This window comes from Emticicia agri (assembly GCF_004168285.1).
GTDB lineage: Bacteria > Bacteroidota > Bacteroidia > Cytophagales > Spirosomataceae > Emticicia > Emticicia agri.
Genome location: NZ_SEWF01000002.1, coordinates 81,361 through 107,807, shown reverse-complemented (window position 1 = coordinate 107,807; position 26,447 = coordinate 81,361). Strand labels below are relative to the sequence as shown.

24 protein-coding genes are annotated in these 26,447 nt (G+C 38.7%); 8 read left to right on the top strand and 16 right to left on the bottom strand.

Annotated elements, in window-relative coordinates; genetic code table 11:
* Nucleotides 1-31: 31 nt before the first annotated feature.
* The 5 genes from EWM59_RS01555 to EWM59_RS01535 form a co-directional block, all read right to left on the bottom strand.
* Nucleotides 32-949 (bottom strand): metallophosphoesterase family protein, encoded by a 918-nt coding sequence (locus tag EWM59_RS01555; RefSeq protein ID WP_130019185.1) that lies wholly within the window; start codon nucleotides 947-949, stop codon nucleotides 32-34.
* Nucleotides 950-961: 12 nt separating this feature from the next.
* A complete protein-coding gene (locus EWM59_RS01550; protein ID WP_130019184.1) occupies nucleotides 962-2,398 on the bottom strand; it encodes an alpha-L-fucosidase in 1,437 nt (478 codons plus the stop codon).
* 175 nt (nucleotides 2,399-2,573) lie between these two features.
* On the bottom strand, nucleotides 2,574-3,998 hold the full coding sequence (locus EWM59_RS01545; protein ID WP_130019183.1) for a glycoside hydrolase family 125 protein: 1,425 nt from the start codon (nucleotides 3,996-3,998) through the stop codon (nucleotides 2,574-2,576).
* An 18-nt stretch (nucleotides 3,999-4,016) separates the two neighbouring features.
* Nucleotides 4,017-5,558, bottom strand: a complete 1,542-nt coding sequence (locus tag EWM59_RS01540) for a sulfatase family protein (RefSeq protein WP_130019182.1) — start codon at nucleotides 5,556-5,558, stop codon at nucleotides 4,017-4,019.
* A 10-nt stretch (nucleotides 5,559-5,568) separates the two neighbouring features.
* Nucleotides 5,569-6,804, bottom strand: coding sequence for an ROK family protein (locus EWM59_RS01535; protein ID WP_130019181.1), 1,236 nt, complete (start codon nucleotides 6,802-6,804; stop codon nucleotides 5,569-5,571).
* A gap of 685 nt (nucleotides 6,805-7,489) precedes the next feature.
* Between EWM59_RS01535 and EWM59_RS01530 the strand changes: the two genes are divergently transcribed.
* The 3 genes from EWM59_RS01530 to EWM59_RS01520 all read left to right on the top strand — a co-directional run bounded on the left by EWM59_RS01530 (nucleotide 7,490) and on the right by EWM59_RS01520 (nucleotide 13,105).
* Nucleotides 7,490-10,888, top strand: a complete 3,399-nt coding sequence (locus EWM59_RS01530) for a SusC/RagA family TonB-linked outer membrane protein (RefSeq protein WP_207219926.1) — start codon at nucleotides 7,490-7,492, stop codon at nucleotides 10,886-10,888.
* 18 nt (nucleotides 10,889-10,906) lie between these two features.
* On the top strand, nucleotides 10,907-12,502 hold the full coding sequence (locus EWM59_RS01525; RefSeq protein WP_130019180.1) for a SusD/RagB family nutrient-binding outer membrane lipoprotein: 1,596 nt from the start codon (nucleotides 10,907-10,909) through the stop codon (nucleotides 12,500-12,502).
* Between the two features lie 330 nt (nucleotides 12,503-12,832).
* The gene (locus EWM59_RS01520; protein ID WP_130019179.1) at nucleotides 12,833-13,105 is read left to right on the top strand and encodes a hypothetical protein; all 273 of its coding nucleotides are present in this window, start codon (nucleotides 12,833-12,835) and stop codon (nucleotides 13,103-13,105) included.
* A gap of 91 nt (nucleotides 13,106-13,196) precedes the next feature.
* On the opposite strand, the gene EWM59_RS01515 is transcribed toward EWM59_RS01520, so the two are convergent.
* From EWM59_RS01515 to EWM59_RS28530, 7 genes are all read right to left on the bottom strand, one after another.
* A complete protein-coding gene (locus tag EWM59_RS01515) occupies nucleotides 13,197-13,667 on the bottom strand; it encodes a YbjN domain-containing protein (protein WP_130019178.1) in 471 nt (156 codons plus the stop codon).
* A gap of 96 nt (nucleotides 13,668-13,763) precedes the next feature.
* Nucleotides 13,764-14,399: a hypothetical protein gene (locus tag EWM59_RS01510; RefSeq protein ID WP_130019177.1), complete on the bottom strand. Its 636-nt coding sequence runs from the start codon at nucleotides 14,397-14,399 to the stop codon at nucleotides 13,764-13,766.
* A 158-nt stretch (nucleotides 14,400-14,557) separates the two neighbouring features.
* The gene (gene mscL / locus EWM59_RS01505) at nucleotides 14,558-14,929 is read right to left on the bottom strand and encodes a large conductance mechanosensitive channel protein MscL (protein WP_130019176.1); all 372 of its coding nucleotides are present in this window, start codon (nucleotides 14,927-14,929) and stop codon (nucleotides 14,558-14,560) included.
* 4 nt (nucleotides 14,930-14,933) lie between these two features.
* Nucleotides 14,934-15,461: a CvpA family protein gene (locus tag EWM59_RS01500; protein ID WP_130019175.1), complete on the bottom strand. Its 528-nt coding sequence runs from the start codon at nucleotides 15,459-15,461 to the stop codon at nucleotides 14,934-14,936.
* 162 nt (nucleotides 15,462-15,623) lie between these two features.
* Complete coding sequence (locus EWM59_RS01495; protein ID WP_130019174.1) at nucleotides 15,624-16,439, bottom strand: M48 family metalloprotease; 816 nt, start codon at nucleotides 16,437-16,439, stop codon at nucleotides 15,624-15,626.
* A gap of 269 nt (nucleotides 16,440-16,708) precedes the next feature.
* Nucleotides 16,709-17,452 carry a serine hydrolase domain-containing protein gene (locus EWM59_RS28535; RefSeq protein WP_130019173.1) on the bottom strand — a complete coding sequence of 248 codons (744 nt, stop codon included), beginning with the start codon at nucleotides 17,450-17,452 and terminating at the stop codon, nucleotides 16,709-16,711.
* Nucleotides 17,418-17,858 (bottom strand): serine hydrolase, encoded by a 441-nt coding sequence (locus EWM59_RS28530; protein WP_130019172.1) that lies wholly within the window; start codon nucleotides 17,856-17,858, stop codon nucleotides 17,418-17,420. The genes EWM59_RS28535 and EWM59_RS28530 overlap by 35 nt, the downstream gene beginning before the upstream one ends.
* A 417-nt stretch (nucleotides 17,859-18,275) precedes the next feature.
* On the opposite strand from EWM59_RS28530, the gene EWM59_RS01480 reads away from it, so the two are divergent.
* Together EWM59_RS01480 and EWM59_RS01475 are read left to right on the top strand one after the other, a co-directional pair.
* A complete protein-coding gene (locus EWM59_RS01480) occupies nucleotides 18,276-19,262 on the top strand; it encodes a ribonucleotide-diphosphate reductase subunit beta (protein WP_130019171.1) in 987 nt (328 codons plus the stop codon).
* Nucleotides 19,263-19,347: 85 nt separating this feature from the next.
* The gene (locus EWM59_RS01475; protein WP_130019170.1) at nucleotides 19,348-19,977 is read left to right on the top strand and encodes a LysE family translocator; all 630 of its coding nucleotides are present in this window, start codon (nucleotides 19,348-19,350) and stop codon (nucleotides 19,975-19,977) included.
* Here EWM59_RS01475 and EWM59_RS01470 read toward each other — a convergent pair whose 3' ends face one another.
* Entirely contained in the window at nucleotides 19,978-21,105 is a 1,128-nt protein-coding gene (locus tag EWM59_RS01470) for a glycosyltransferase family 4 protein (protein WP_130019169.1), read from the bottom strand.
* An 82-nt stretch (nucleotides 21,106-21,187) separates the two neighbouring features.
* On the opposite strand from EWM59_RS01470, the gene EWM59_RS01465 reads away from it, so the two are divergent.
* A complete protein-coding gene (locus tag EWM59_RS01465) occupies nucleotides 21,188-22,417 on the top strand; it encodes a M16 family metallopeptidase (RefSeq protein WP_130019168.1) in 1,230 nt (409 codons plus the stop codon).
* A gap of 104 nt (nucleotides 22,418-22,521) precedes the next feature.
* On the top strand, nucleotides 22,522-23,604 hold the full coding sequence (locus EWM59_RS01460; RefSeq protein WP_130019167.1) for an aminotransferase class V-fold PLP-dependent enzyme: 1,083 nt from the start codon (nucleotides 22,522-22,524) through the stop codon (nucleotides 23,602-23,604).
* 141 nt (nucleotides 23,605-23,745) lie between these two features.
* Here EWM59_RS01460 and EWM59_RS01455 read toward each other — a convergent pair whose 3' ends face one another.
* On the bottom strand, nucleotides 23,746-24,441 hold the full coding sequence (locus tag EWM59_RS01455; protein ID WP_165372080.1) for an SIMPL domain-containing protein: 696 nt from the start codon (nucleotides 24,439-24,441) through the stop codon (nucleotides 23,746-23,748).
* A 123-nt stretch (nucleotides 24,442-24,564) separates the two neighbouring features.
* Nucleotides 24,565-24,960, bottom strand: coding sequence for a DoxX family protein (locus EWM59_RS01450; RefSeq protein ID WP_130019165.1), 396 nt, complete (start codon nucleotides 24,958-24,960; stop codon nucleotides 24,565-24,567).
* A 146-nt stretch (nucleotides 24,961-25,106) separates the two neighbouring features.
* Between EWM59_RS01450 and EWM59_RS01445 the strand changes: the two genes are divergently transcribed.
* Nucleotides 25,107-25,622, top strand: a complete 516-nt coding sequence (locus EWM59_RS01445; protein ID WP_130019164.1) for a hypothetical protein — start codon at nucleotides 25,107-25,109, stop codon at nucleotides 25,620-25,622.
* A 4-nt stretch (nucleotides 25,623-25,626) separates the two neighbouring features.
* Here EWM59_RS01445 and EWM59_RS01440 read toward each other — a convergent pair whose 3' ends face one another.
* Nucleotides 25,627-26,382 (bottom strand): hypothetical protein, encoded by a 756-nt coding sequence (locus tag EWM59_RS01440; RefSeq protein WP_130019163.1) that lies wholly within the window; start codon nucleotides 26,380-26,382, stop codon nucleotides 25,627-25,629.
* Nucleotides 26,383-26,447: the final 65 nt, after the last annotated feature.

The window sequence follows — 26,447 nt, the reverse complement described above, 5'->3', positions numbered from 1 at the left end:
GTTATGAGATAAGATTAACTTAAACAGTTTCTTAGTATTTTACAAATTTACGTTCAAATGTACCATCGTCATAAAAATCCAGTATCGCATAGGCTGGTTCAAAATCTCTGAAAGCCCCTTTCCACCAACCACCCGAAACTGCTCCGTTGTTCAGGTAGGTTAAGTCCCAATAAGTAAGCGACTCCTGCATGTGTAAATGGCCGCTCAGACAGGTTTTAATATTCGGGTAACTTCTGAATAGTTTCACCATATCAAATACATCGGTATGAATCAGATTTCTTGGCATCACAATATCTCCGTTTTCCTGATTCTTATTCAGAAATAACCCCGATGCCGCTGACAGAATCGGAATATGAGAAGCAATACAGATATGCTGACTGCCCGGTGTTGCTGCCAGTTCAGCTTTCAGCCATTCCAACTGCTCGGGGTCAAAATAGGCAATATAACCTCCTTTAGGATTCAGTTGGGTAGAGTCTAAAATAATGAATTTCCAGCCTTTTTTCTCAAATGAATAATATCTTTTCGGCATCTGAAACTCATCTGTTACCCATTTTTTGCCGTATAGTCTGTCACCTTTTACATCTTCGGTTTTGCTAAACCAACCCCATACATCGTGGTTACCAATAATATGCTTTACTTCTAATTTATTGTTCTCTTTCAGTATTTTCTGAAAGAGTTTAAACTGAACCTGCGTTTCATCTTTCGATTTTTCCAGTGCATCAAAAATAGCATCGCCCCCATTAATGATAAAATCAGGCTTAGGGTTGAGCGCATTGGCACTTTGGTAGGCTTTTGCCATTCCCTCCTCAGCTATTTTACTTGTAAAAACGTGAACATCGCTCAGGTAAGCTACCCTTAATGCTTTTTTACGGGCAGGTGCGGCCGTGGCTTCAACACCTGCTAATGTACCTGCCAGTGCACTATTTCTCAGAAAACGACGACGATTCATAAAATATAAGGATTATTGTCTGACAATTTTTAGTACCCAGGCATAGCTACTGCCTTTTACTTTTCTCAATTTCTCCGGAATTTCTACTACTACCTTCCCCTCTTTTGCTGTCCATTTCAGTTTTTCGGTGCTACCTAACAGGTTCATCAAAGTATTTTTTGATAATGCCAGATTACTTATTTCAATAGTAGACGGAATACTTTCGCCTTCGTCTGCCCTATAAATAGCATAAGTTGTATTGGCATTGTGAGTAAATACCAGTTTGTTTTGCTTGCCTATTTCGTTATCACCTCTGGTATTATAAATAGCTTCGCTGTTTATTTTCATCCATTTACCAATTTCTTCCAGACGTTGATAGGCTTCTGCATGAAAATCTCCTTGCGGGCTTGGGGCAATATTCAATAGCAAGTTACCATTTTTTGATACTACGTCTGTCAGAATATGTATTAATTTTCGGGCAGATTTGAAATTTTCTTTCGGAATATAGCTCCACGAATCGCCCATAGTCATACAGGTTTCCCACGGAATAGGCATATAATGGTCTGGAATCTGTTGCTCCGGTGTAACATAGTTTTCAAACTCACCGCTTACGGTTCTGTCAACTACCAACAAGCCCGGTTGGCGCTCTCTTCCCATTTTAGCAATGCGTGCCATATCAATATCCTGATCGAAAGGAATGGTTCTTTGCCATGAAACCGACGAATCAATGGTGCTGAATGGGCGTACCCAACCGCCATCTAACCATAAAATATCCATCTTGCCATAATCGCTCATCAGTTCTTCTATCTGGTTATAGGTAAATTGTTTGAAGCTCTTCCATTTCTCAGGATATTTGGCAGGATGATAAGATGGATTGCGGTCTTTCGGAGGAAAATAAGACCACCAGTAATCATCTGTATGCCAGTCAGGCTTAGAGAAATAAGCGCCTATCATAAAATCATCTTTACGGAATGCCCCGAATATTTCTTTGGCTACATTGCTTCTTGGGTTTGAAGCAAAAGGCGTATTGGTAATTTTGTAATCGCTTTGCTTCGTATCAAACATGGCAAAACCATCATGGTGCTTGGTTGTAAAAACCAGGTATTTCATGCCTGCATTTTTAGCAGCAGCCGACCATTTTTCAGGGTTAAACTCTACCGGATTAAATGTTTTAGGCAGGTTTTCATAAGCCTTTTTGTACTCATACCAATTGTCTTTAAAAGGTCCTTTGCGCTCACACCAGCCCTCGTCTTCGGGGCAAAGGCTCCAGCTTTCTACAATTCCCCATTGGCTGTAAGTACCCCAGTGCATCATTAAACCAAATTTCACATTCTGCCATTGGTTTAGTTTTTCTTTCACCTTGGGGTCGCTCGGAACTACATATTTATCATGATTCTGTTCAGAATGTTGCTGAGCAAAAAGGGATTGCCCTAAAAGTGCTATGAGGACAGTGATAAGTGTTTTTTTCATTTTTTTTGGTGTCGGAGAAAGGAAAGAACCCCATCCCTAACCCTTCCCCAACAATGGGGAAGGGGAGTTTTCTTACTCCCTCCCCATTGTTGGGGAGGGTTGGGGTGGGGTTTTCTTTCAATATCTATAATAATTATTTGCTTAGGTTTTCAGCGAAATACAACTTCGTGATACTTTAAAAATTCTGTTTCAATAAATGCGGTCGTTCACGCTCAATCTTTAGCATTAATTCTCCAAAAAGGGTATTTGCCCAGGCAAACCACTTGCGGGTAAATTTGCTGGCATCGTCTTTATCGAAAGACTCGTGCATAAAGCCCGTGCCTGCATGTGTATTTTTCAGGAATTTTAATTGTGCCAGAATTTCCGGGTCGTTGTTAGACGTCATGGCACGCATAATAATACTCATCGGCCATATCTGGTTGACAAGCGTATGTGGACTACCGATACCCTCGGCGGCTTTACCTTTAAAGAAATAAGGATTACTTTCGCTCAACACAAAACGACGGGTATTCTGATAGATAGGGTCAGTAGCTTTTACAGCTCCCAGATACGGTAAACTTAAAAGATTAGGTACGTTGGCATCGTCTTGTAACAAACAGTTACCAAAGCCATCTACTTCCATTGCGTATATCTGTCCGTAAACCGGATGGCTGATAATGGCAAACTTCTTAATAGCTGTTTCTACCTGATTAGCAAAGGCTGTACACTCTTTAGCAAATGCCGCATCTTTAGTTACTTGCTCTGAAATCTCTGCTAACTGACGGAAAGAAACTACGGCAAACAGATTGGAAGGAATGAGGAATGGATACAATGTAGCATCGTCAGACGGGCGGAAGATACTATGGATTAAACCATTGGGTTTGGTATTATTGCCATAGCCATTACCCGGCACTGTATCAGTTGACCATGAAGTGGTACGACCAAAACGATACTTACCTCTATCTGTCAGGCGTTGTTGTTCCCGACAGGTAGTAATAATCAATCTGGCGGCTTGCATCCATTTTTCATCAAAAACACTGGTATCGCCAGATGTTTTCCAATAGTGATAAGCCAGACGAACCGTATAACACAATGAATCTAACTCCCATTTGCGTTCGTGAAGCTCGGCTTTCATCTCTGTATGGTCAGACATCCATTCTGATTTACCCGGGCCATCATTAAAGGCATTGGCATAAGGATCAATCAGAATACATTCAGTCTGCCGATTGATAACCCCGGCTATCAGGTCTTTTAACTGAGGGTCTTGCTTGATTAAGGGCAGATATGGCCATACCTGTGCTGTGCTGTCTCTTAACCACATGGCATGAATATCGCCTGTAATCACAAAAGTATCAGGTCTGCCATTCTTGGTCTTAAAAATAACTGTTGTATCTAACGTATTCGGAAAACAATTCTCAAATAACCAGCCCAGTTCAGCATCTTTAACCGACGACTTCATGCGTTGAATGGTAGTTTCAATAACCGGACTACTGAAATTTCTTTTGTTGGCAGCTACCCGCACTGTCGGGAAATCGGCAGCTAATACAGTATTACCCGCCATCAGACCAAGCCCGGCAAGAGAAGTGGTTTTAATGAAAGTTCTTCGATTCAGGTTTTTCATTCAGGTCAGGGTTAAATATCAGGGCCTTGTTTCTTTGGCTAATATATCTGCGGCTTCTTTATCATCATATTCCACTATCAGCCTTTGTAATTCCTGCTTTAGTGAAGTTATGGTTGCTTTTGGGGCAGAAGCATAGATATTTTTGAGTTCTTTAGGGTCGTTTTTCAAATCGTACAATTCCCAGAAATCACCATCATCATAAAATCTAATCAGTTTATAACGGTCGGTACGCACACCAAAATGCGGCATGGTATTATGCTCGTCGGGGTACTCATAATAATGATAGTATAATGATTTGCGCCACGAAGCAGGTTTCTGATTTTTGAGCAGTGGCAACAAAGATTTTCCCTGAATCTCATTCGGGATACTCACCCCGGCTAATTCAAGAAAAGTAGGGGCAAAATCAATGTTCTGTGCAAAACTATTTACGATAGTACCTTTCTTTATCAGTTTTGGGTATGTCATTACCAAAGGCACATGAAAAGACTCTTCGTACATAAAGCGTTTATCAAACCACCCATGCTCGCCTAAATAAAATCCCTGGTCAGAGGCATAGACAATCAGGGTATTTTCGCTCAGACCGTTTTTGTCTAAATAGTCCAGTACCCTACCAATATTTCTGTCTAAAGACTTTACACAAGCCATATAATCGTGCATATAACGTTGAAACTTCCATTCGTCTAATGCCTTGCCTGTTAGATTTTGTTTTTTGAACTGCTCATTCAAGGGTTCATAATAGGCATTATAGGCTTTGAGTTGTGCCTCGTTCATGCGTTTTTTATGAAGCAGAGCGTTGTCATCTACTTTCAGGTCATAGTCCATACGCAGGTCTTTGGCTATGTGCATTTTTTGTTTCTGCGCTGCTATTCTACCCTTATAGGTATCGTAGAATGTACCGGGCATTTTAAATTTCACCGCATCAAAAGCATGTAAGTCAGCCGTATCGGGTAGCCAGGTACGGTGAGGAGCGTTTTGTCCGATAATCAGACAAAAAGGTTTGGCAGTATCATGTTTATTCTGTAACCAGTCTATGGCTCTGCCTGCAATAATATCAGAGGCATACCCCTCCTGACGACGGGTCTGTCCGTCCATTTCAATAAAATCAGGGTTATAATAACTCCCCTGCCCTGGAAGAATAGACCAGTAGTTGAAATACTTAGGCAAATTTACCAGATGCCATTTGCCTATCCAGCCTGTTTCGTAACCTGCCTCCTGCAAATGTTTCGGAAAAATATCCTGATTGGTGTCAAACTTGGTTTTATTATTGATATGTCCGTTTTTATGACTGAATTTACCCGTGAGTAATGTAGCCCGGCTTGGCCCACAGATAGAATTAGTACAAAACATATTCCTGAAAATAGCTCCGTCTTTAGCAATTCTATCAATATTGGGGGTTTTGATATGAGGACTGCCATAAGCACTAATGGCCTGCAAGGCATGGTCGTCAGAGAAAATAATCAGAATATTGGGCCGTGTAGGGGCTATTTTTTTCTGATTAAAAGCAGAAAATGAAAAAGCCAGAATGCCAAAGGCAAACGCCTTAACTATGTATTTTTTCATTGCCTTACCATTAAGCTGTTTTCAACAAACTTTCTACTACGTATGTATGTACCCCATAGATTTTAGCGTTTTCGCCCAGTTGAGAAATCTCAATGCTTAAATCCTCTTTAAAATCGGTGAGGCAATACTTATTAATGGCATGCTCTATCGGGTTCACAATCAGTTTTTGCGCTTTTGAGAGAACACCGTCAATAATAATAATCTGCGGGTTAAATAGGTGTACGGCAATAGAAAGCCCTTTGCCCAATTCTAATCCTATATTATGAATAATGTCAATGGCAAAAGCATCACCCTGTTGTGCAGCAGCAATCACCATCTCAAGGTTTATGTCTTCTATGCGGTCTTTATATTCTCCCAATTTAGAAACTTTACCCTGGCGTAACCCATCTTTAATGTTTTTGAGTAAAGAAGATGCCGAGGTGATGGTATCCAGACAACCTACTTTTCCGCAAGTACAAAGCACTCCATCAGGGTTCACCTGAATATGCCCCAACTCACCTGCAAAACCTGAAGCTCCGTCGAAAATATCACCGTTTACTACTATCCCTAAGCCAATACCCCAGTCAACATTAATAGAGAGTACGTGATGTTTACCTTTGGCTAAACCGAAACGATACTCTCCAAAAGCGGTAGCCTTTGAGTCGTTGATGACATAAGCCGGCAATTTGAAGTGTTCTTCTATTGATTTACCCAAAGATTTATTATCACTGTTAAGGCTCTTATAGGTATAGTTAATTCCCGTATTTTTATTTACCAGTCCGGGAATAGACACCCCTAAAGCAATCAGTTTTTTGCCTTTGGTAATCTTTTGTTCAATCACACTATCAACCAGTGTAAAGAGGGTTTCTAAAAAAGACGGATTGTTTTTTAACTGCAAATCAAACTCTTGTGTAAATATTACCTGATTGCGCAGATTCAGAATAAATACTTTGGTATCGTGCGTATTAATATCGAGTACTAACACAAACTTTTCTTTAGGATTAATCCCATAGATAGCCGGACGGCGCCCTTGCTTGGATACGCCAAAGCCAGTTTCGACAATCCATTTTTCTTCAACTAATTCTTCAATAAGGGCAGTAATAGAAGGGATACTGATGTGTAACGAATGTGATAATTCTGCAATAGTGTTCGTTTCATTAAAATACAGCTCAGTTACGATTCCTTTTTTTTGCTTGTTTTTTTTGATGTCAATAACCGATTCTTTGCTGGTCATTTCAATCTCGTTATCGAGGGTAATTTCAGACATAGGTTTTTTATAGTTAGAATAAGGTTAGGCTCATACTATACATACCACAACGAGCAATATAAAAGGTATGCAAGCAGATGTCTGGTTTAGCTTAGGGGTCAAGATTTTAAAAATCACTAAGCAATTTATTAAAAAAACGCCAAGACTTCTCTCCGTGTAGCTCTTTTTTGCAAATCTAATCTAAATATCATACAAAATTTAATAACATATAGCATATTTTTAAAAAAATTTAATAATTAGTTTTTATTAAATAATTTTTCTTTATGTTTGTATCCATATTTAACATTTTTTTAAAAATAACTTAACACACTTAACTTAAACTGTACCTGTTTCAGACAACAGCTTTAACCCGCATTTTTTAAATCCACTCACACTTAATTGTCTTTATAAGCCTGTTCATTACTGGTAAATATTATCAGAAGTGCAGAAACACTTATGAGTGTCTGTTTAAGAATGTTTAACCCTAAATCGTCGGAATATAGCTAAAAGTTACTCTAAACCTCTCGCCTTGCTATTGAAGTAAAGTATATAGAAGGTAATGCTGATTATATATTATTCTGTTGCTTCTGCCTGATATTAATCCGGAAGCAGACTTTCTGAGTTCCCGGTTTAATCCGAAGGTCATAAACAGGGAAAATCAATCAAGAACTTTTAAAGCAATCATTTTTAACCCAAGTCAAATTATATGAGAAATTTTTTACCAAAGTTGGTGCTGATATTGCTGATGGGCTTTAGCCTGCCGGTATTAGCACAGAACGTTACAGGTAAGGTAAGTTCGAATGGAGAGCCTATACCCGGTGTTTCGGTAACCGTAAAAGGTACAAACAACGGAACTGTAACAGACCCTGAAGGAAAATACACTTTAAGTATTCCTAATTCAAAAACTACATTGGTTGTTTCGTTTATTGGCTTTTCTACCCAGACTATTGAAGTAAACGGACGTTCAATCATCGACATCGAATTGATAGAAGACAGCAAACAATTAAATGAAGTAGTTGTAACTGCCTTAGGTATAAAAAGAGAATCCAAATCAATCGGTTATTCTGCACAGAAAATTGCCTCAAAAGAATTAGTACAGGCAGCTCCGCCAGATATTGCTTCAGGTTTGATGGGTAAATCGGCAGGTTTGAATATCTCTGTGCCAAATGGGGTGCAAGGAGGTTCGCAAAGAATCGTTATCAGAGGTAACAACAGTATCTTGGGTACTAACCAGCCCTTAATCGTAGTTGATGGTATTCAGGTACAAAACGACCCAATCGGTGATACAGGTAGCTCAACCAGAAAAAGCAGTGATGTAACCAGCCCTAAAGACTGGGGTTCGTTCCTGAACTTTGTTAATACTGATGATGTAGAAGACATTACTATCTTGAAAGGTGCCAATGCGGCTGCTCTTTACGGAGCACGTGGGGCAAATGGTGTAATTATGATTACGAGCAAAAAAGGTGGTAAAAGAGATGGTTTTGGTTTAGATTATAGCTTCTCGTCTTTATCTACTTCGGCTTACCGTTTCATGGATATGCAGAACGAATATGGTTATGGTGCAGCTTCTGCCCTATGGTCGGCAACACAGCCTTTCCCGACTACTGTTAATGGAGAGTTACGCTACCCTGGTAACTATCCCTGGGATGCACAAGACGTGAACAATACTTACCGTAGCGGTGGACCTATTCCGGGTGGTTATTCGTCTTGGGATATTTTCAGCTGGTATGGTCCGGCTTCTTCATGGGGTCATAAATTAGATGGTACCGAATTAATCTGGTGGGATGGCGTGAAACGTAAATGGGAAGCACAACCAGATAACAGAAAAGCGTATTTCCAGACTGGTAATACCAACAGACACAATCTTTCGTTCAGCGGTGGTGGTGATTACGGAACCCTACGTGTAGGTTTAACCAGATTAGACAACAAGGCGATTGTTCCGAACAGTAATTATGACCAAACTAATGTAAACATTGGTTCATCTTTGAATATCTCGAAAAAAGTAAAGGCTGAAATTACAGGTAGCTATACTAACTATAACCGCTTGAATACGCCTGAGTCTGCCAATGATAACGGTTGGGCGAACTTCATGATTCACGGTATGTCGCGCGATTATATTCCGTTAGAATTAGATACCTATAAAAACGCTGACGGAAGCAAGAATTTATTCGACCAGTCATCACCTTTCAAATACTATCCTTACAACAACAATGCGTTTAAGGATATGTTCTGGAAATTCTTCGAAAACAACCAGAGATTATCCCGTAACCAATTATTAGGTTCTATCCGTCTATCGGCTGATATTACCCCTTGGTTGAATCTGGCCGGACGTGCCTCTATCAACAATGCCAATACTGTTATTGATAGCAAAAATACCCCGGTAGATGTAGCAGGTATTCAGGGAGCTTATGGTGTAGAAAACATTGCGAATCAGGATTTGAACTTTGAAGCATTTACTACTTTACATAAAGATGGTTTGTTTGGCTCAAAATTCAATGGTAGTTTATTGATTGGTAACTCTGCCCTACGCAGCAGAAGCCACGGGGTAAATACATGGAATGCAGGTAACTTTGACGTACCATTCAAATACTACTTGAACAACAACCTTGATAAAACCAAAATCACTACCAGCGAATCTCGCTATGATTTGAATCTGAACTCATTATTTGGTATCGCAGATTTATCATACAATAATTATTTGTTCTTACAGTTGACAGGAAGAAATGACTGGTCTTCTACCTTGCCTATTGCTACTTCGTCTTATTTCTTCCCATCAGGAAGTTTAAGCTTTGTATTCACAGAAGCGATTGATGCTTTCAAAAACCAGAACTTCCTGAGCTATGGTAAATTGAAAGTATCGTTGGCTGAAAGTGCCAATGGTGCAACCCCGTATATGACACAATATACGTATAATACTTCTACCATTACCAACACTATCAATGGTACTGCAGCTACTTCGTTTGGTGGTTTACCTGTGCGTAGTTTACAAACTACTTTACCTCCGGCTAACTTACTACAACCACAAAGAAACAAATCTTTTGAGATTGGTACTGAGTTAGGCTTCCTGTCAGGTAAATTAAGCATGGAGTTAACTTACTATCAGACAAGAGCCACAAGCCAGATTTTAAGTTCTTCTCTGGCAACCTCATCAGGTGCTACAGCGGTTACTTTCAATACAGGAGAGTTAGCTAACAAAGGTTTTGAGTTTATTATCAGAGCTACACCTATCAGCACAGGTTCTTTCAGATGGGATTTAGCGTTGAATGGTGCGCATAACCAGAATAAAGTAATCTCTTTGGCTGAAGGAATCGAACGTTATCCATTAGCTGATCTTTGGGGTACTAATGGTGCATTGATGTACGTAAAAGCAGGCGAAAACTACGGCACTATCTATGGTTATGATTACACTTACCTGAACGGACAAAAAGTTGTTCAGAAAGTAGTTGACAAAACAACTGATAAAGTAGTAGGTACGCAGTATGTAACTACGGCAGACCCTGTTGCGATTGGTAATACTACACCGAAACTAACAGGTGGTTTGAGCAACACTTTGCGTTATAAAAATTTCAGCTTGTATCTATTGACCGATTTCAAATTGGGTGGTGATATTTACTCGGCTGACTACGGTGCTTCTATGGGTCATGGTTTGTCGCCAAGCACTTTAGTTGAAAGAAACGGTGGTGGTTTACCATATACTTATCCTGATGGTAGCACAGCCAACCACGGTGTAATTTTAGAAGGTGTGTTTGCTGATGGTACCAAAAACACAGATGTAGTACACTATATGTATAAATATGCAGGTCAGTACATGGGTTGGTCGAACGTAAAAATGCCAAGAAGCAACCTCGTTTTTGAAAACTCATGGGCTAAATTACGTGAGGTAAACCTTACTTACTCGGTTCCGTCGGCGCTTGTAAAACGTACTAAAGTATTACAAGGTTTAGACATATCGTTTATTGGTCGTAACCTGTTCTATTTATTCACAACCTTGCCTGACAGAATGAATCCGGAGGCTGTAAACGGTATTGGCAACGCACAAGGTTTCCAATGGTCGCAATATCCGGGTACTCGTGATTTAGGTTTCTCATTAAAAGCAAGGCTATAATCTATTAAACACAGAATCATGAAAAATTTATCAAAAATAGCTATCGTTGCCTTGCTTGTTACTTCGGTATCATGTAAGAAAGATTTTGAAGAAATCAATGCACCCTGGGACAAACCCAGTAGTGCTTCTACTCCTGAGATGTTTAATGCGGTGGTAAGCTCATTGCCATTAACAGCCGGAGAGCAATCAGTAATGAATGCCTGGATTTACCCTATTACACAGCAGGCAGCTATCACGTCGGGTTCATACCCTTACGATAACGCCAAAGGTGCCGTGTGGGAAAACTACTACTATACACTGGCTAACGTACGCATCATTGAAGACCGCATTGAAAAAAGTGAAAACCCGGCTTCAATGAATAATATATCGGCCATGTTGAAAACCATTATGGCTTATAAGAGTTTTAAAGCTACCAATTACTTTGGTGCCATGCCTTATAAAGAGGCCGGTTATGCAGCATTGGCAGCCAGCAAAGGCACAGGAGTATATAAAGCCAAATACAATACACAACAGGAAATATATACCGACATTTTAACTAATCTGAAATGGGCAGTTGATAACCTGAAAGCTGATGCCTCACAGGTTTCATTAGGCAACTACGAAACGCTTTTCAAAGGTGATGTGGCGATGTGGACTAAATTTGCCAACAGCCTTCGTCTATACATTGCAGCCACTATCTACGATAAAGATAGAACATTGGCTACCACGCATATCACAGAGGCTTTAACAAAACCATTGTTGGCTGATACGGACAACGTAGGTATCTGGCCTGCGCAATTAGGTCTTTCTTTACAATGGCGTGAGTGGTCATTTTCAGCTAATTCTTATTTAAGAATGGGCTCTACTATGTGGAACCTGATGTCGGCCAATGACAACAAAGATGGTAGTGGAATTTTTGATTTGCGTGCCAGAATTTTCTATGAGCCAAACAATGCAGGTGAATGGTCGGCTTATCCGCAAAACCCTATTTCAGGCGTAACGCCAACGGAAGGTGGTTTACCTTATGATAAAAAACGTTATACAGCCTGGACTGATAAAGGTGCCAGCAACCTTTACTCACCGGTAAACCTCTATTTTGCCCAGGATTTAACTACAATTCCTGAGCCAATCTTAACGGCAGCACAAGTACGTTTCATTAAAGCTGAAGTATATAACAGAGGTATGGGTGTGGCTGCTAATGCTGCCATGGCTAAAGCCGAGTATGAAGCAGGTATTAAAGCATCATTGAATATGTGGAAAAGTATCGCTTTCAACTCACCGGTGTGGGTAGTAGCAAAACCAACATCTGCTACAGCCACTGATGCTGAGGTAAATACCTTAATAACTAACCCTAAAGTAGCTTATTCAGCTGACCCGGCTACCGCATTGAACCAGATTTATGCGCAATTATGGATTGACCAGTTCAGACAACCATTCGATGCCTGGACATTGAAAAGAAGAACGGGTAACAAAACACCGATGTCGACTTCAAATACGCAATATTACACAGGCAACTTTGGTACCTACAGTCGTTTTGTGTATCCTGACGATGAAATCACTTACAATGCTGACAACTTTAAAGCAGCATCGGGCGGAACGAATCTGAACTCAACAAAATTATGGATTGCGCAATAATTTCAAGAAGAAAACATTATATTTGAAAATATTTTAAAAAGTATTAAGTAGAATTGTTTCATCATAGTTTTTCCAGAAAAAAAGCCCTCTGTGAGGGCTTTTTTCTTGTTGGGCATGATGCAAAACTATTTCTTATTGCCTCAGCTATTCTAATAACGGCCAGCCCACCGACTTACAACTCCTTCACTGATTAAAATTTAGCCAAACATCTGATTATCCGTGCCTTACTTCTTCAAAAAAATATTGAATTTAAATAACCATACCCCCCTGTTTCATAGTTATACGTTTAGTAGCAGATTAAAGAAAGTTTCACCATAACCCTTTAATACAATGAAAAAATCAAAAATCATACTGCCGTTAGTAGTCATTTTAGTAGTAACCATCTTTTCATCTTGTGCACCAACAGGATTCACTGCGCATCAGCATGGTTTCTTTTATGGAGTTATTCATGGCCTTGTTTTCCCATTTGCGCTGATTAGTAAATTATTTACTTCTGAATACGGTTTATATGCTGAAAATAATACAGGTTTTTTCTATTGGTTAGGCTTTATCATAGGCATTTTTGGGCTTGGTGGAGGCGGACGCCGTGCTACCAGAAGGTAATAACATCAGGTTTAAGATTTGGAGGTTTGCCAAACAAAAAAGCCATCAGAAATGAACCTGATGGCTTTTGGCAATATAAATAAACAAGCTGTTAGTTTAAAACCGGAAATTCTGCTTTTAATTCATCATCTAATTTATCAGCCCAGTACTCAAAGTCAGAAATAAAAGTTGATAATTCGTTGTAATCAATGCCTTTGATGTCTCTTTCAAAACTTGCCCATACTTTAGGAGAGTTAGGAACCAATGTGAATTTAATACCTAATTTAATATCGTTCAGTTCGAGCAAACGGCGGTAGAATGCCATCGGATTAGCCAGAGGTATATCCATTATAGGGCAGAATACACGTAAGAAATCACGGCGTGAACCGTTGGCAAAATTCAACTTCTGAATCCATACTTCTATATTGGCAGAACCGTTTTTCCATTGCCAGTTATTTTTTTCAGGATTATATACCTGCTCACGGGTAAGCCCAACTGATTCGGCATAGCAATGAACCATTTCGGTAACCCGGTTGAAATGAACGTCATGAGCATTGGCAGAAATATTCTGAGAGTTTTCCATTTCTAAGATAATATTTTTGAAATTTAAGATTAGTTTCTTTGAACAATAGATGATTTCGTAAATTAACGAATTAATTATAATAAATGTTTAAATTTCTTATCTGGTAATGTTTTCAGTACCCATACTGGCACCCCCACCCATAGCCCAGCGGCCACGTGCCTTGCCTCCGATAATGAGATACTCTACTGTTCCGAAGGCTTGTCCGAAGCCATAACCAATAATCAGGTAATCGCCAGACAAGAAGCCTACACCATTATACGTAGCACCGCCTACATTCCATTGTGCCTGATAAGTGTCGCCTGTTTTCTGCAACATCAACTTTCCTTTATAAGCCGAACCATCAGGGTTTTTACCAACTACATCAAAATTTCCCTCGCTGTTTTTGCTTAGTACCTCTAATCCGGTAGCACCATTCATCTTTCCGGCTGTCCATATGCCGTCAAAAGTTTTTTCAGCAGGGTTAGCTTTATAGACTACAATTCCGTAGTCGCCTCCACCAACACCATAGCCAACAAATAATTTCCCGTCAGCTAAAAGGCCAATGCCTCCGTAGCTACCTGCAGAGGTAACCCAATCTACATCATAGGCTTTTCCTACAGCTTTAATATTCAGATTACCGGTATACGGTTTTCCATTAGGCAATTTGCCCTCTTCAATTTTCCATGCACCGGTTTGTGCAAATGTGGTTTCTGTGAGCATAAGAGTGAATAGAATAAAGACTAAAGTTTTCATGGCGTTTGATACATATTTGTTTGATTGATACTACAAAGTTGCAGTGAAAATCAGCCCCTGGAAAGACGGAATTTGATAATGGAGGTTCCGGTTTTGTAAATGGAGGGAATACGTCAATAATTGGTATTGACGAATAGGTAGCAAAGTGTAATAGCAATCTATTTTTTGGTAGCGTTGGCGTTGAGTTTTCTTAATTCGTCTCGTATCTCAACTAATAAATCGTCAACCTGAGGTTTGGCTTCGGTACTTTGCCCCAATGCTTTCAGAAAAAAATAAAGAATTGTGCCTACTATCACGAAGTCTAAAGTAGCTTGCAGGGCTTCTCCCCAGCCAATTTTTACCGACAATACTTCTGTATATCTGTGTTTTAAGTCTATTCCTCCTATCAGCACCCCAATAAAAGGCATAAAGACTTTATCTATCAAAGCCGAAATAATTTTCTGAAAAGCAGTACCAATTACTACCCCTGTGGCAAGATCCAGAATATTGCCCCGCATCAAAAAAGTTTTAATCCGCTTATAAGTACCCATAAAACTATTTGCTTTGTTCTGTTAATTGTCTGATGAGATTTCCCCCGGCAGGTATCCAGTCTGAAACCTTAGAAATAACCGTAGGTGCTACTTTGGTTACGGCAGGATAGGTAATAGAATCTTTGGTAAGATTTTTAGGTAATACTATATCAATGGCACTCATCAGCCATAAAAATGTACTGATACCAAAAACCCACGTAAAGACACCCACCATAGCCCCTGCAAAACCATCAATGGTACCCAAAATAGTAAATCTTAAAGCCCTGCGGAGCATCCAGCCTAATTTATTAATTAAAAAAATAGTAGGAAAAAAGATGATAGAAAAACTCAGATAAGGAAGAAAACGATTCGCCAGACTTTCGCCGATAGTAGGTGCAAGTAAATTCATACCATACCCCAAAAACTTAAATCCGACTACAATAGCCACAATAAAGGCTATTACACCGATGATTTCAATAAACAGCCCTTTTACATAGCCACGATAAGCCCCGTATAAAAGGATAACGATAAAAATTAAGTCAAGCACGTTCATGTTGTGAAACAGGATTTCAGGATTAATACGTAAAACTCCCGGAAATATTTCTTTCCTAATCCTATATTATATACAAAGATACAGTTTTTTGTAAGCAAACGGATACAAAAAAAGGCAGTCTTTTCCAAAACTGCCCCTTTCCTTTATTGACCTATGCCATAACTACTCATATTTTCCACCGCCATATTTGGCAATATGCTCTTTTATCTGGCTGATACGGTTTTCAGGGCTCGGGTGGGTACTCATAAATTCTTCCTGCCTTGCGCCCCCGCTTGCTTCTTCTAAAATCTTCATTACCTCAATCATGGCGTTTGGGTTATAGCCTGCCTCAATCATGTATTTTACACCAAATTCATCAGATTGCAATTCATCATCACGTCCGAATTTCATTTGCTGAATCTGGGCTACATACTGGGCAATCTGTCCTGCACCCATACCCGAATAAGGGTCTGTAGTAGCAGTAGCTACTGCTCCCACAAGCCCCTGATAGAAATCTGACTTAGCCATTTGTTCTGCCGAGTGTCTGTGGATGACATGCCCTACTTCATGGCCTAATATACCTGCCAGTTGAGCTTCACTTTTAAGACGTTGCAACAAAGCTACAGTAATAAAAATCTGACCTCCCGGCAAAGCGAAGGCATTTACCGTCTGGTTATCAGCCAACACATGAAAATCAAACTGGTAAGGAATCTGCACCCCTTTCGATTTGGCTTCGGTCTCCAACTGATTCACAATTTTATAACCTACTGCTTTTACCTGCTGTTGTACTTCGTTGTCCTGATATACGCCTCCATACTCTTGTGCCATTTGCGGGGCACTTTGTACACCCATTGCTACCTCCTGCTCGGGTGTTAAGGCAATGTGTTGTTCTTCGCCTGTAAGGGGGTTTACCTGATTTTTGCCATAATAACTAATCGCAGCTACAATTGCCATGATTACGCCAATAATAAGTCTTAATTTAAATCCTGATGATCTCATAGGTTATCGTATTTTATAAAGCGTACAGTTCTACGCTGTTATTACTAAAATTAGAAGCAATTGTTTAGAAAAAGTAATAAATTTTTCAGAAAAACTATGTAAATGTTGTCAAAGTTGCTCACCGAATTAATTCGGTGGCTAAAATAACAAAGGATTATTTTAATAAAGTAACGCAGACTTAAGTCTGCTTATATAAGAGAACATACCTTCATAGAGATGGTGTACCGTTTCATTTGTTAGTAATTTTGATGATAAAGAGCAATAAACTTTCATTTTAATATAGCAAGCGCCGCATCAATATACGTATAGTTTTCCGGTTGAAAATGGTGAATGGGTTTTACTACCTTAGTTTCGCCTAAACGAACAATAATGGCATTCTTTTCTTTGATGGCAAAAACATATTGCCCGAACAGCCCATTCATTGACGGGATAGCCATACCCTTATGATTCACAATCCAGAACTGATACCCGTAATAATCTACAGGCTTTCCTCCCTCTGTCGGGTCTTTCAGATAGCTTGCAGGCATCAAAGCGGCTTTCATATAATCTTCCGGCACAATTTGTTTGTCTTTCCACTTTCCATTAGTGAGCATCAGTTCCCCAAAACGTGCGTAATCATGAGCTACTCCATTAAAACAACAAAAAGCCTTCTCATGTTTTTTTTCACCGTCGAGCAGCCACAAAGCATCATGTTCTGCACCCATTGGTTGCATAAAATAGGCTGAAGTCAGGGCAGAAATACTTTTACCAAAAGCCTTTTCTAAGATTAAACCCAATACTTGCGTGTCGCCACTTCTATACTCCCAGTCAACACCCGGTGCTTCTTTGGCTTCCATCAGGTTCACTACATATTCAGCATTGTCGGCATAATAGAGTTTGGCCGAAAGGCTCTGGTAACTCTGGTCAGATTCTTTGTAGCTACTGCCTGAACTCATGGTTAATAAATCTTTGATACGTACTTTGGTTAAATTACCCTCTTTAAAAATGCGGAACGTAGTTGCCCACAGGTTCATCTAAAGATTTAATTCTACCTTCACTAACCCCAATGCCAATCAGCATAGAGATGATACTCTTGGCTGCCGAAAACGAACCGCTGATACTATCTTTGGTATAACCATCCCAGTAGCGTTCATAAAGCAATTTACCATTCTGTATTACCAGAAAAGCATGCGTATTATTAGAATCAATTTCTGCTAATAGTGCCTCAGGAATTTGTTTTTTATTATAGGCTGAATCTAAACCCCAGGGCTGTGGAACATTCCCGTTTTCTATAAGACGAGTCGGGTGTGTTCTGAAATCGAAAATAGAATGTTTACCCCACGAAAGATAATTGCGGATATGCTCGAAAGGCTGTAAAAATAAAAGTCCGAACAATAGAAAGGTAATTGCCGTCAGGGCAACAACTGTTTTTTTAAACATCAGGATAATGATTTGTGGTTAAGAAATACTTACAAAGTTGTGCCTGGAATCTGTGTGAAATTTACGCCAAATATTATCAATCAAACAAGGTTTTAGTGTGGAAAATTTCTTTGCCTTTATTCAAGTTGATTATCAGTAATTTAGCCACTATTTAGAAAATTTCTAAAACCAATTGTTGGAATCTGGTGTTAAAATAAGTAAGTTTGATATTGAAGTTATTTAGGATTATTCCTTTCATTTAAAAATGTGTTGTTTTGGCTATGCCTGCATCAAATGATTTCAATCATAGCTCTGCTATGCTTTTATCATTTGATTTGGCTCGCTCAAAACACCCCTATTTTTAAAAAGAAACGAAAACCCTAAACAACTTCATAGTTGTCATGAAAACGATTGGCTAAACCTAAAAATATATAAAGTATGACTGACGAGCAATTATTAGCAGAAGAACCCTTGCTTATTGAGGATAAAACCCGATTTGTCCTTTTTCCTATCAAACACAACGATATCTGGCAATTTTATAAAAAACATGAAGCGTCTTTCTGGACGGCTGAAGAAATTGATCTATCGCCGGATTTGAAAGACTGGGAAGGACTAACTGACGGAGAACGTCATTTTATCTCTCATGTATTGGCTTTCTTTGCTGCTTCTGATGGTATCGTCAACGAAAACCTCGCAGTCAATTTTATTTCACGTGTGCAATTTGCCGAAGCTAAATGTTTCTATGGTTTCCAGATTATGATGGAAAACATTCACTCAGAAACCTATTCGCTGCTCATCGATACTTATATTAAAGACCCTGTAGAGCGTGATAAAATGCTCAATGCTATTGACCACATTCCGTGTGTAAAGAAAAAAGCAGACTGGGCTTTGCGCTGGATTGATAACGGTAACTTTATTGACCGTCTTTTAGCTTTTGCCGTAGTAGAAGGCATCTTCTTCTCGGGTTCATTCTGTTCGATATTCTGGTTGAAAAAACGTGGTTTAATGCCAGGTCTTACCTTCTCTAACGAGTTGATTTCTCGTGATGAAGGCTTACACCGTGACTTTGCCTGTTTACTATATACGCAATACATCAAGAATAAATACGAAGCAGCAAAAGTATATGACCTGGTGAAAGATGCGGTTAGTATTGAGAAAGAATTTGTAACCGACGCTTTACCAGTTTCGTTGATTGGTATGAACGCCGAATTGATGTGCCAGTATATCGAATTCGTAGCCGACCACCTGTTAGAATCCTTAGGATTAGAGAAAGTGTATAACGCTGCCAATCCTTTCGATTTTATGGATATGATTTCGCTACAAGGCAAAACCAATTTCTTCGAAAAACGTGTAGGCGAATACCAGAAAGCAGGTGTGATGTCGGGCAAAGAACAAATGTCATTCTCGCTTGATGAAGAATTTTAAATATTTTGTTACTTAGTTTGGTAAGGATAGGGGCAAAAGATATTTTGTCCCTATTTTGTTTAAATAACCTGAACTTATAACCACTATGCCCGATTTACAGCACTTTCTTCTATTTGCATTAGCGGCACTGATGCTGAATATTACTCCCGGCAATGATATGCTTTTTGTTATTACCCGAAGCCTGAGCTATGGCACCAAAGCAGGTATCTTTGCGGCTTTAGGTATTGGTGTAGGTTGTTTTGTACATATTTTTGCCTCATTAGTAGGTTTATCACTTATTATCCGCCAGTCAGAATTTTTATTCAATCTGATTCGCTATGCCGGAGCAGCCTATCTGATTTACATAGGTATCAAAAGTTTTTTAGAGAAGCCTTCAACTATGTTGGTCAATCAGAATCAGGCAAAAAAAGACTCATCGCTTAAAACCTTGCGTCAAGGGGCTATTACCAATGTATTGAACCCAAAGGTATCTCTTTTCTTTTTAGCATTTTTACCTCAATTTGTCGATAATCAGGCTGATAATATTACTACACAGATATTAGTTTTAGGGCTTTGGTTCAATGTTTCGGGTACAGTAATAAATATATTGATTGCGCTTTTATTCAGCAAAATAGTAGCCCGTTTAAACAAGTTTCAGCAATTCTGGCAATGGCAGAATAAAATTTCAGGAGCAGTATTGGTAGGCTTAGGCTTACACATTGCCTTGAAGAAATAATCACAAACGCTCATATAGCTTCACTAACTGCTCGGCAATAGGTTTGGCGGCAAATTGCTTTACATGTTCTGTGCCTTTATTAATTAGTCTGTTCTGCAAGGCTTCACTGCTCAATACATGATGTATTTTTTCGGCCAAATCATTTACATCTAAAGGATTGGCATATAAAGCACCATCACCCCCTGCTTCTTCCAGACATGAGCCTGTGGCGGCTACTACCGGCACCCCACTGTGCAGTGCTTCTATGATAGGTATACCAAAACCCTCAAATATAGATGGGTAAGCAAACAAAGAACAGCCTTGATACAAAGCAGGCAAATCTGCGGCTGGTACGCCAGTCAGAAAATGCACACGTGCCTGGATGCCCGATTGCTGTACATATTGCTTGAGTTCATTTAAGTAATGAGACTGCCCCCCTACTAATACCAGATCGTATTCTTTGGTGGGCAATTGCTGATATGCCTGAATTAACCGTAATTGGTTTTTTCTTTCTGTAAAAGAGGCCACACATAAAAGGTAATGCTTTTGGATATTGTATTTTTGCAATACTTGCTGAATGATTGTTTTATCCGGTATTCTCTGGCAGAAAGTAGGCTGGCAACCCTGATAAATTACTTCAATCCTATCGGCAGGTATCTGATAAAAATCGATAATATCCCGCTTGGTTTGTTCGCTTACGGCTACTATGGCGTCGGCATTGTTGCAGGCGTGTTTAAATTTTCTCCGGTAAAAAAATCTGTCAATGGCAGGATATTGCTCGGGATAACGCAGAAATATCAAATCATGGATACTCACCACCGATTTTATACCTTCTTTTTTCAATCCATAAGGTATCTCATTGCTTAGTCCATGAAAAAGGTCAATTTTATCCTGCTGCAAATCATTTTTGATAAACCAGCTTCTCCACCACGAGGCAGGTAGTTGAGCATAGCTTTCTGGGAGCTTTATTTGTAATTGACTCGGGAAGTCGCTCAATGAGTTATGCCAGTTACCTTTCATTTTGGGCGTATAGGCAACGTATTGATGTTGTGGGGCGTGTTCTAACAGAGCCTCAATCATGAATCTGCTATAATTACCCAACCCTGTATAATTATTAAAAGCCCGCTTTGCATCAAAACCTATTCGCATTGAACTATCTTTTCATTAATTTTGTAAATAATCATTGGGGTTACCCCATTTACACTCAATATTTTTTCCCTTCAGGGGCTCTATGGAATATCAAATTTATACATTACCCAATGGTATTCGCATTGCACACCGTCAGGTACCTTATACTCAGATAGTACACTGCGGACTAATGCTCGACATGGGTAGCCGTGATGAAAAACCCAATCAGGTGGGTTTAGCTCACTTCTGGGAGCACATGGCATTCAAAGGTACAAAAAAGCGTAAATCTTATCATATAATTAATCGATTAGAATCAGTAGGAGGCGAATTAAATGCCTATACTACCAAAGAAAAAATCTGTTTTTACGCCTCAGTTTTAGACAATCATTTCGAAAAATCTGTAGAATTACTGGCTGATATTACTTTTCATTCTATTTTTCCTGAAAATCAGATTGAAAAAGAAAGAGGGGTGATTTTAGAAGAAATGTCGATGTATCAGGATTCTCCCGAAGATGCCATCCAAGACGACTTCGACAGTATTGTATTCGCTAATCACCAATTGGGGGCTAATATATTAGGTACGCAGGATAGCGTAAAGTCTTTTACCCGTAAAAGCTTACAGCAATTTATCAATGAAAATATGGATACCGACAAGATTGTTTTTGCCATTGTCGGTAATATCTCATTTAAAAAAGCTGTTCATATTGCGGAGAAATACCTGAAAGACATACCTCAGCGCAAAACCCATCTGAAACGTACGCCGCCGCAGAGTTATCTGCCGCAAAGGGTCAGTATTACCAAAAGCATTACACAAGCGCATTGTGCCATTGGTCGCCCCTCTTATTCTTTGACAGACGAACGCCGCCTGCCGTTTTTTATGCTGGTTAATCTTTTTGGTGGGCCGGGTATGAACTCACGTCTGAATATGACCCTGCGTGAGAAATACGGATTGGTATATAGCATTGATGCCAATTACTCACCCTTTGTTGATACAGGTTTTATAGGGATTTATTTTGCTACCGATAAGGCTAATCTTGACAAAGCGAATAGTCTTATTGTGAAAGAAATGCAATTGCTGAAAGAGAAGCCCTTAGGCAAATTGCAACTGCATACAGCCAAAGAACAATTGATGGGGCAATTAGCTATGGCCGAAGAAAGCAACCAAAGCTATATGCTGATGATGGCCAAAAGTATATTGGATCTCGGGCGGGTGGAATCGTTAGAAAATATCTTTTCTGAAATACGTAAAATTGAAGCAGAAGAACTGCAGACCATTACGCAGGAAATGTTTGACGAACACCAGTTAAGCTACCTCACTTTCTTGCCTGAATAAAAACAAATCAAGAAAGAATTATATTTTTTAAAGCATTTGCGATGGGCTGAATCAGCCTTTCGCTGACTTTTTTTACTTTTGGTTTTATTGAAACTCTTGGCGCAATGAAGAATATATATTTTACTGCCGGTCCTGCCGAATTATATCCCAGATTTGAGGAATTTGTTAAACAGGCTGTCGATGAGCAAATAGGCTCAATCTCGCACAGAAGCGGCCAGTTCAGAAAAATCTATCAGCATTGTGTCGAGAATTTAAGGGTTTTGATGAATATTCCTGAAACCTCGGGTATTTTCTTTACAGGCTCAGCATCAGAAGTATGGGAACGTATTCTGTTGAATATGGTGGAGCACGAAAGTTTCCATCTGGTAAATGGCTCTTTCTCTGACAAGTTTTATAAATATGCCGGAAGTCTGAACAAATTTGCTCATAAACAGGAGAAACCTATTGGTGAGGGTTTTAGCTATGCCGAAGTAGAAGTTCCCGAATATGCCGAGTTGATTTGTACTACCCAGAACGAAACCAGCACAGGTGTACAAATGCGTGAGGCTGATATTCATAAACTGAAACGCAGTAACCAGAAAAGATTTGTAGCGGTTGATATGGTATCATCGGCACCGATTCCTGAATTAGATTTAGATTTGATAGATACCGCTTTCTTTTCAGTACAAAAAGCCTTTGGTTTACCTGCAGGTTTAGGCGTATGGATTGCCAATGAAAAATGTCTGGATAAATCGAAGAAATTAGCTAAACAGGATGGTACGCATATAGGCGCACATCATACTTTGCCTGCGCTCTGGAAAAACTACGAAACTTTTGAAACCCCTGCTACACCCAATGTGATGGGCATTTATCTTTTAGGAAAAGTAGCCGAAGATATGAACAAAACAGGGATTGATACCATCAGAAAAGAAACCGACGAGAAAGCCAGAAAAATCTATAAATACCTCGAAACCAGTAGCCTTTGCAGTATTGCCGTTACAAACCCCGAGCATCGCTCAAGAACGGTGATAGTAGCCAATACTAACAAACCATCAAAGGTAATTATTGAGGCACTGAAAGAAAAAAATATGATTCTGGGTAGTGGCTATGGTCCTAATAAAGATTCCCAAATCCGTATCTCAAACTTCCCATCAAATACACCCGAACAAGTGGATAATTTGTTGAAGGAGTTGAAGAAATTGGAATAGGATTTTCGTCTTGAACTTTGATTTAGCTGATTTAATGATTTCGCTGAAACGGGCATTAATATTAATAACTGACTCTAAAGAAATCATTAAAATTACTCCAGTCAGGTAAATCAGAGTTCAGACAAAATTGTTCGAAAACTACTACTTAAGCGCAAAAACAACTTTGACCCTATAGCGTTTATTGATAGTTCTCGGTATTTCTGTAATATTATTTTCTGATGCCATATCAGACATATCATTGAAATTATTAGCATCCCTATATATAAAAGTAGAATCCGTTTCTCCAGTATCGGAGACTTTCAAAATTTTCTTAATTGCTCTTTTTGAAGCTTTTGCCATAGCCTCTGCCTTTTTCCCAGCAACCTCTATTGCCTTCTGAATAAGTACATCCTGAAAATCATTTTCTTTTGATGAAGTAAAAGATACATTTACATCCGTAAAACCAGCCGAAATTAGTTTCATCATAAATTCGGCATACTTTTTTACATCTTCAAGTCTGACTGATACACTTTGAAGAGTTCCAAATTCAATGTCTCTCTTACCAGTATTATAAACCATCGCTTTTCCAACTGAAATAGGTGTATAAGTAATGTTTTTATTAGGTACTCCATTCTCTTTCAAAAAGTTTACAAGTAAATTCTCTGCATTTTTATGTTTGGAGTAAGCAACTTTAATATCTGTTGAATCTGTAAATTTCAACTGAATATTAAAGACAACATTATCGGCTGGAATATCAATAGAGGCTTCGCCTACTACAATGATTCTGTTATCAGGGTAATATGATTGTCCGAATGTCCAAAATGGTAATAATAGAAGTAGAATAACTTTTTTAGTCACGTTAATTTTTTAATAAGTTTATAGAGTCTAAGGTATTAATTGTTTTGATTCATGCAAAATTATTTGAGAGCTATATATTTGCAGTAAGTATATCCGAGAAAAAAGACATCAGTATTGATATTTTCATAACTTATTCATTTTCCCCTTCAAGCCACTCGGATACATTATTGTCAATAATACCATAATCATCAGAAAGCTGAATTCAACGCCATTTCTGCCATTTCCTACTACAAACCAACCATCTTTCCCATGTATCATAATAATGCCTGCAATCAGGATAATGATGGTAATGATACAGGCCCATTTCACATATTTTTCAAATACAAGGCAGATGGCCGCCAGCACATGAGAAATTTTAATAGCCCATGCCAAAGGGAGTCCGACAGGTGAGAATCCTATCTGATTTAAATACAGATTCCCAAAATCGTTTACACCATTATTCAACATGACCGGTATACTGTGCATAAGCAGAATAATAGCAATGGCAATTCTTAATAAGAAAGTATGATTGAGTTTCATTGATAGATGATTTAAGTCAGATGTACGCTTGATTAATCAAATATAATAGAAAAGTGCGTTTAAATCTACCATTGTATGCGGAGATACACTACTGAATATAAACAGATATAAAGTATATTTGATACAAGTATTTAATAAAAAGAACCATGATCATAGAAGCCCAAATAATAAGTCCACCTTATTCAGGCCAGTTCGTTGAAAGAATTTATGACAATCAAAGTCTCTGGAATTCGCAGGATTGGACATGGATAAAATTTACTAATGAAGATTACAGTGAATGGGTCGGGCATTTTCGTGGATTCCCGAAAGAAGTAGCTATTTCAAAAAAACATAATACCGTTCTGGTTTTAACAGCTGATTACTTATATCAATTAGACCGATTAACTGCTGACATTATTGCTATTGAGGCACAGCCATTTTATCAGAATCTGACTTTAACTCCAAATGAAGATTTTATTGTTAACGACTACTCTCACTTATACAAAATACAAACTAATGTCAGCGAAACCATAACATTAGTGAGCCCTATTCAAATGAATATGATTAAATTCAAAAAATGGCAGGGCAATAAACTTACATTTACATGCGAAACTTCTATTGATTGGGAAACCTTGTTATTGGAATATGACTGTGAAAATGATGAGATAAAAGTTCTCGGCTAACCATCTATGGAAAATGGTTTATATGCGTTTTTACAAACTCATACAGGCTGTTAATTAAATGTTCCTTGTTACTGTAGTAACCATTTTTAGCCTGTTTAAATGCTGCATCTTCCATAAGCTTCTCATATGCCTTAAAGTAACCGTTTTTTTTATTCTTATATTTTTCATAAAAGTAGCTTTGCCTTTCGTTACTTACTCTTATGAAATCGGCAATTTCAGGCAAATGGAGTGCCTTTTCAATTTGCTCCGTTACTTCTTCCATATGACACCCAATAGCATAATTAAAATCCTCATAGTATTCATATGAAAGCCATTCGGCAATAGCTGCAAAACTAAATAGAATAGCATCTAAGGTCTTTAACAATTCGAAATTAAACCATCCATATAATTTTAATGATTGATATTCTTGGGTATCAGCCTCTATTTTTCTTTCTATTACTTCAAGTATTGACCTGATAGCATATTCTTTTTCTCTGACACAACGTTTAAGAATCAACTCTGTGCTGCTATATATCTGTTTTTCAATTTCGATCAGAGCAGCCCCAATATCAAATTTATTTTTAAATAATGCTTTTTGCGCTATATCTGCATTTACACCTGTTTTCTCAATTAAAATATTAAGGAATTCTTTTTTGATTAAATTCTCCGCTTCCTCTACATTCCCTTCAGCTATTTCAAGGACTCGTAATGCATCACTCACGCCTACAGGAATTTTCTGGCGCAGTAGTTTTATGTTTTCTAAGTAGTTGGTTTTTATCACAGCTTCTTTATTTTAAATTCTTTACTTTTGATTCTAATCACAAATTTTCCCTTAACCAAAAATTC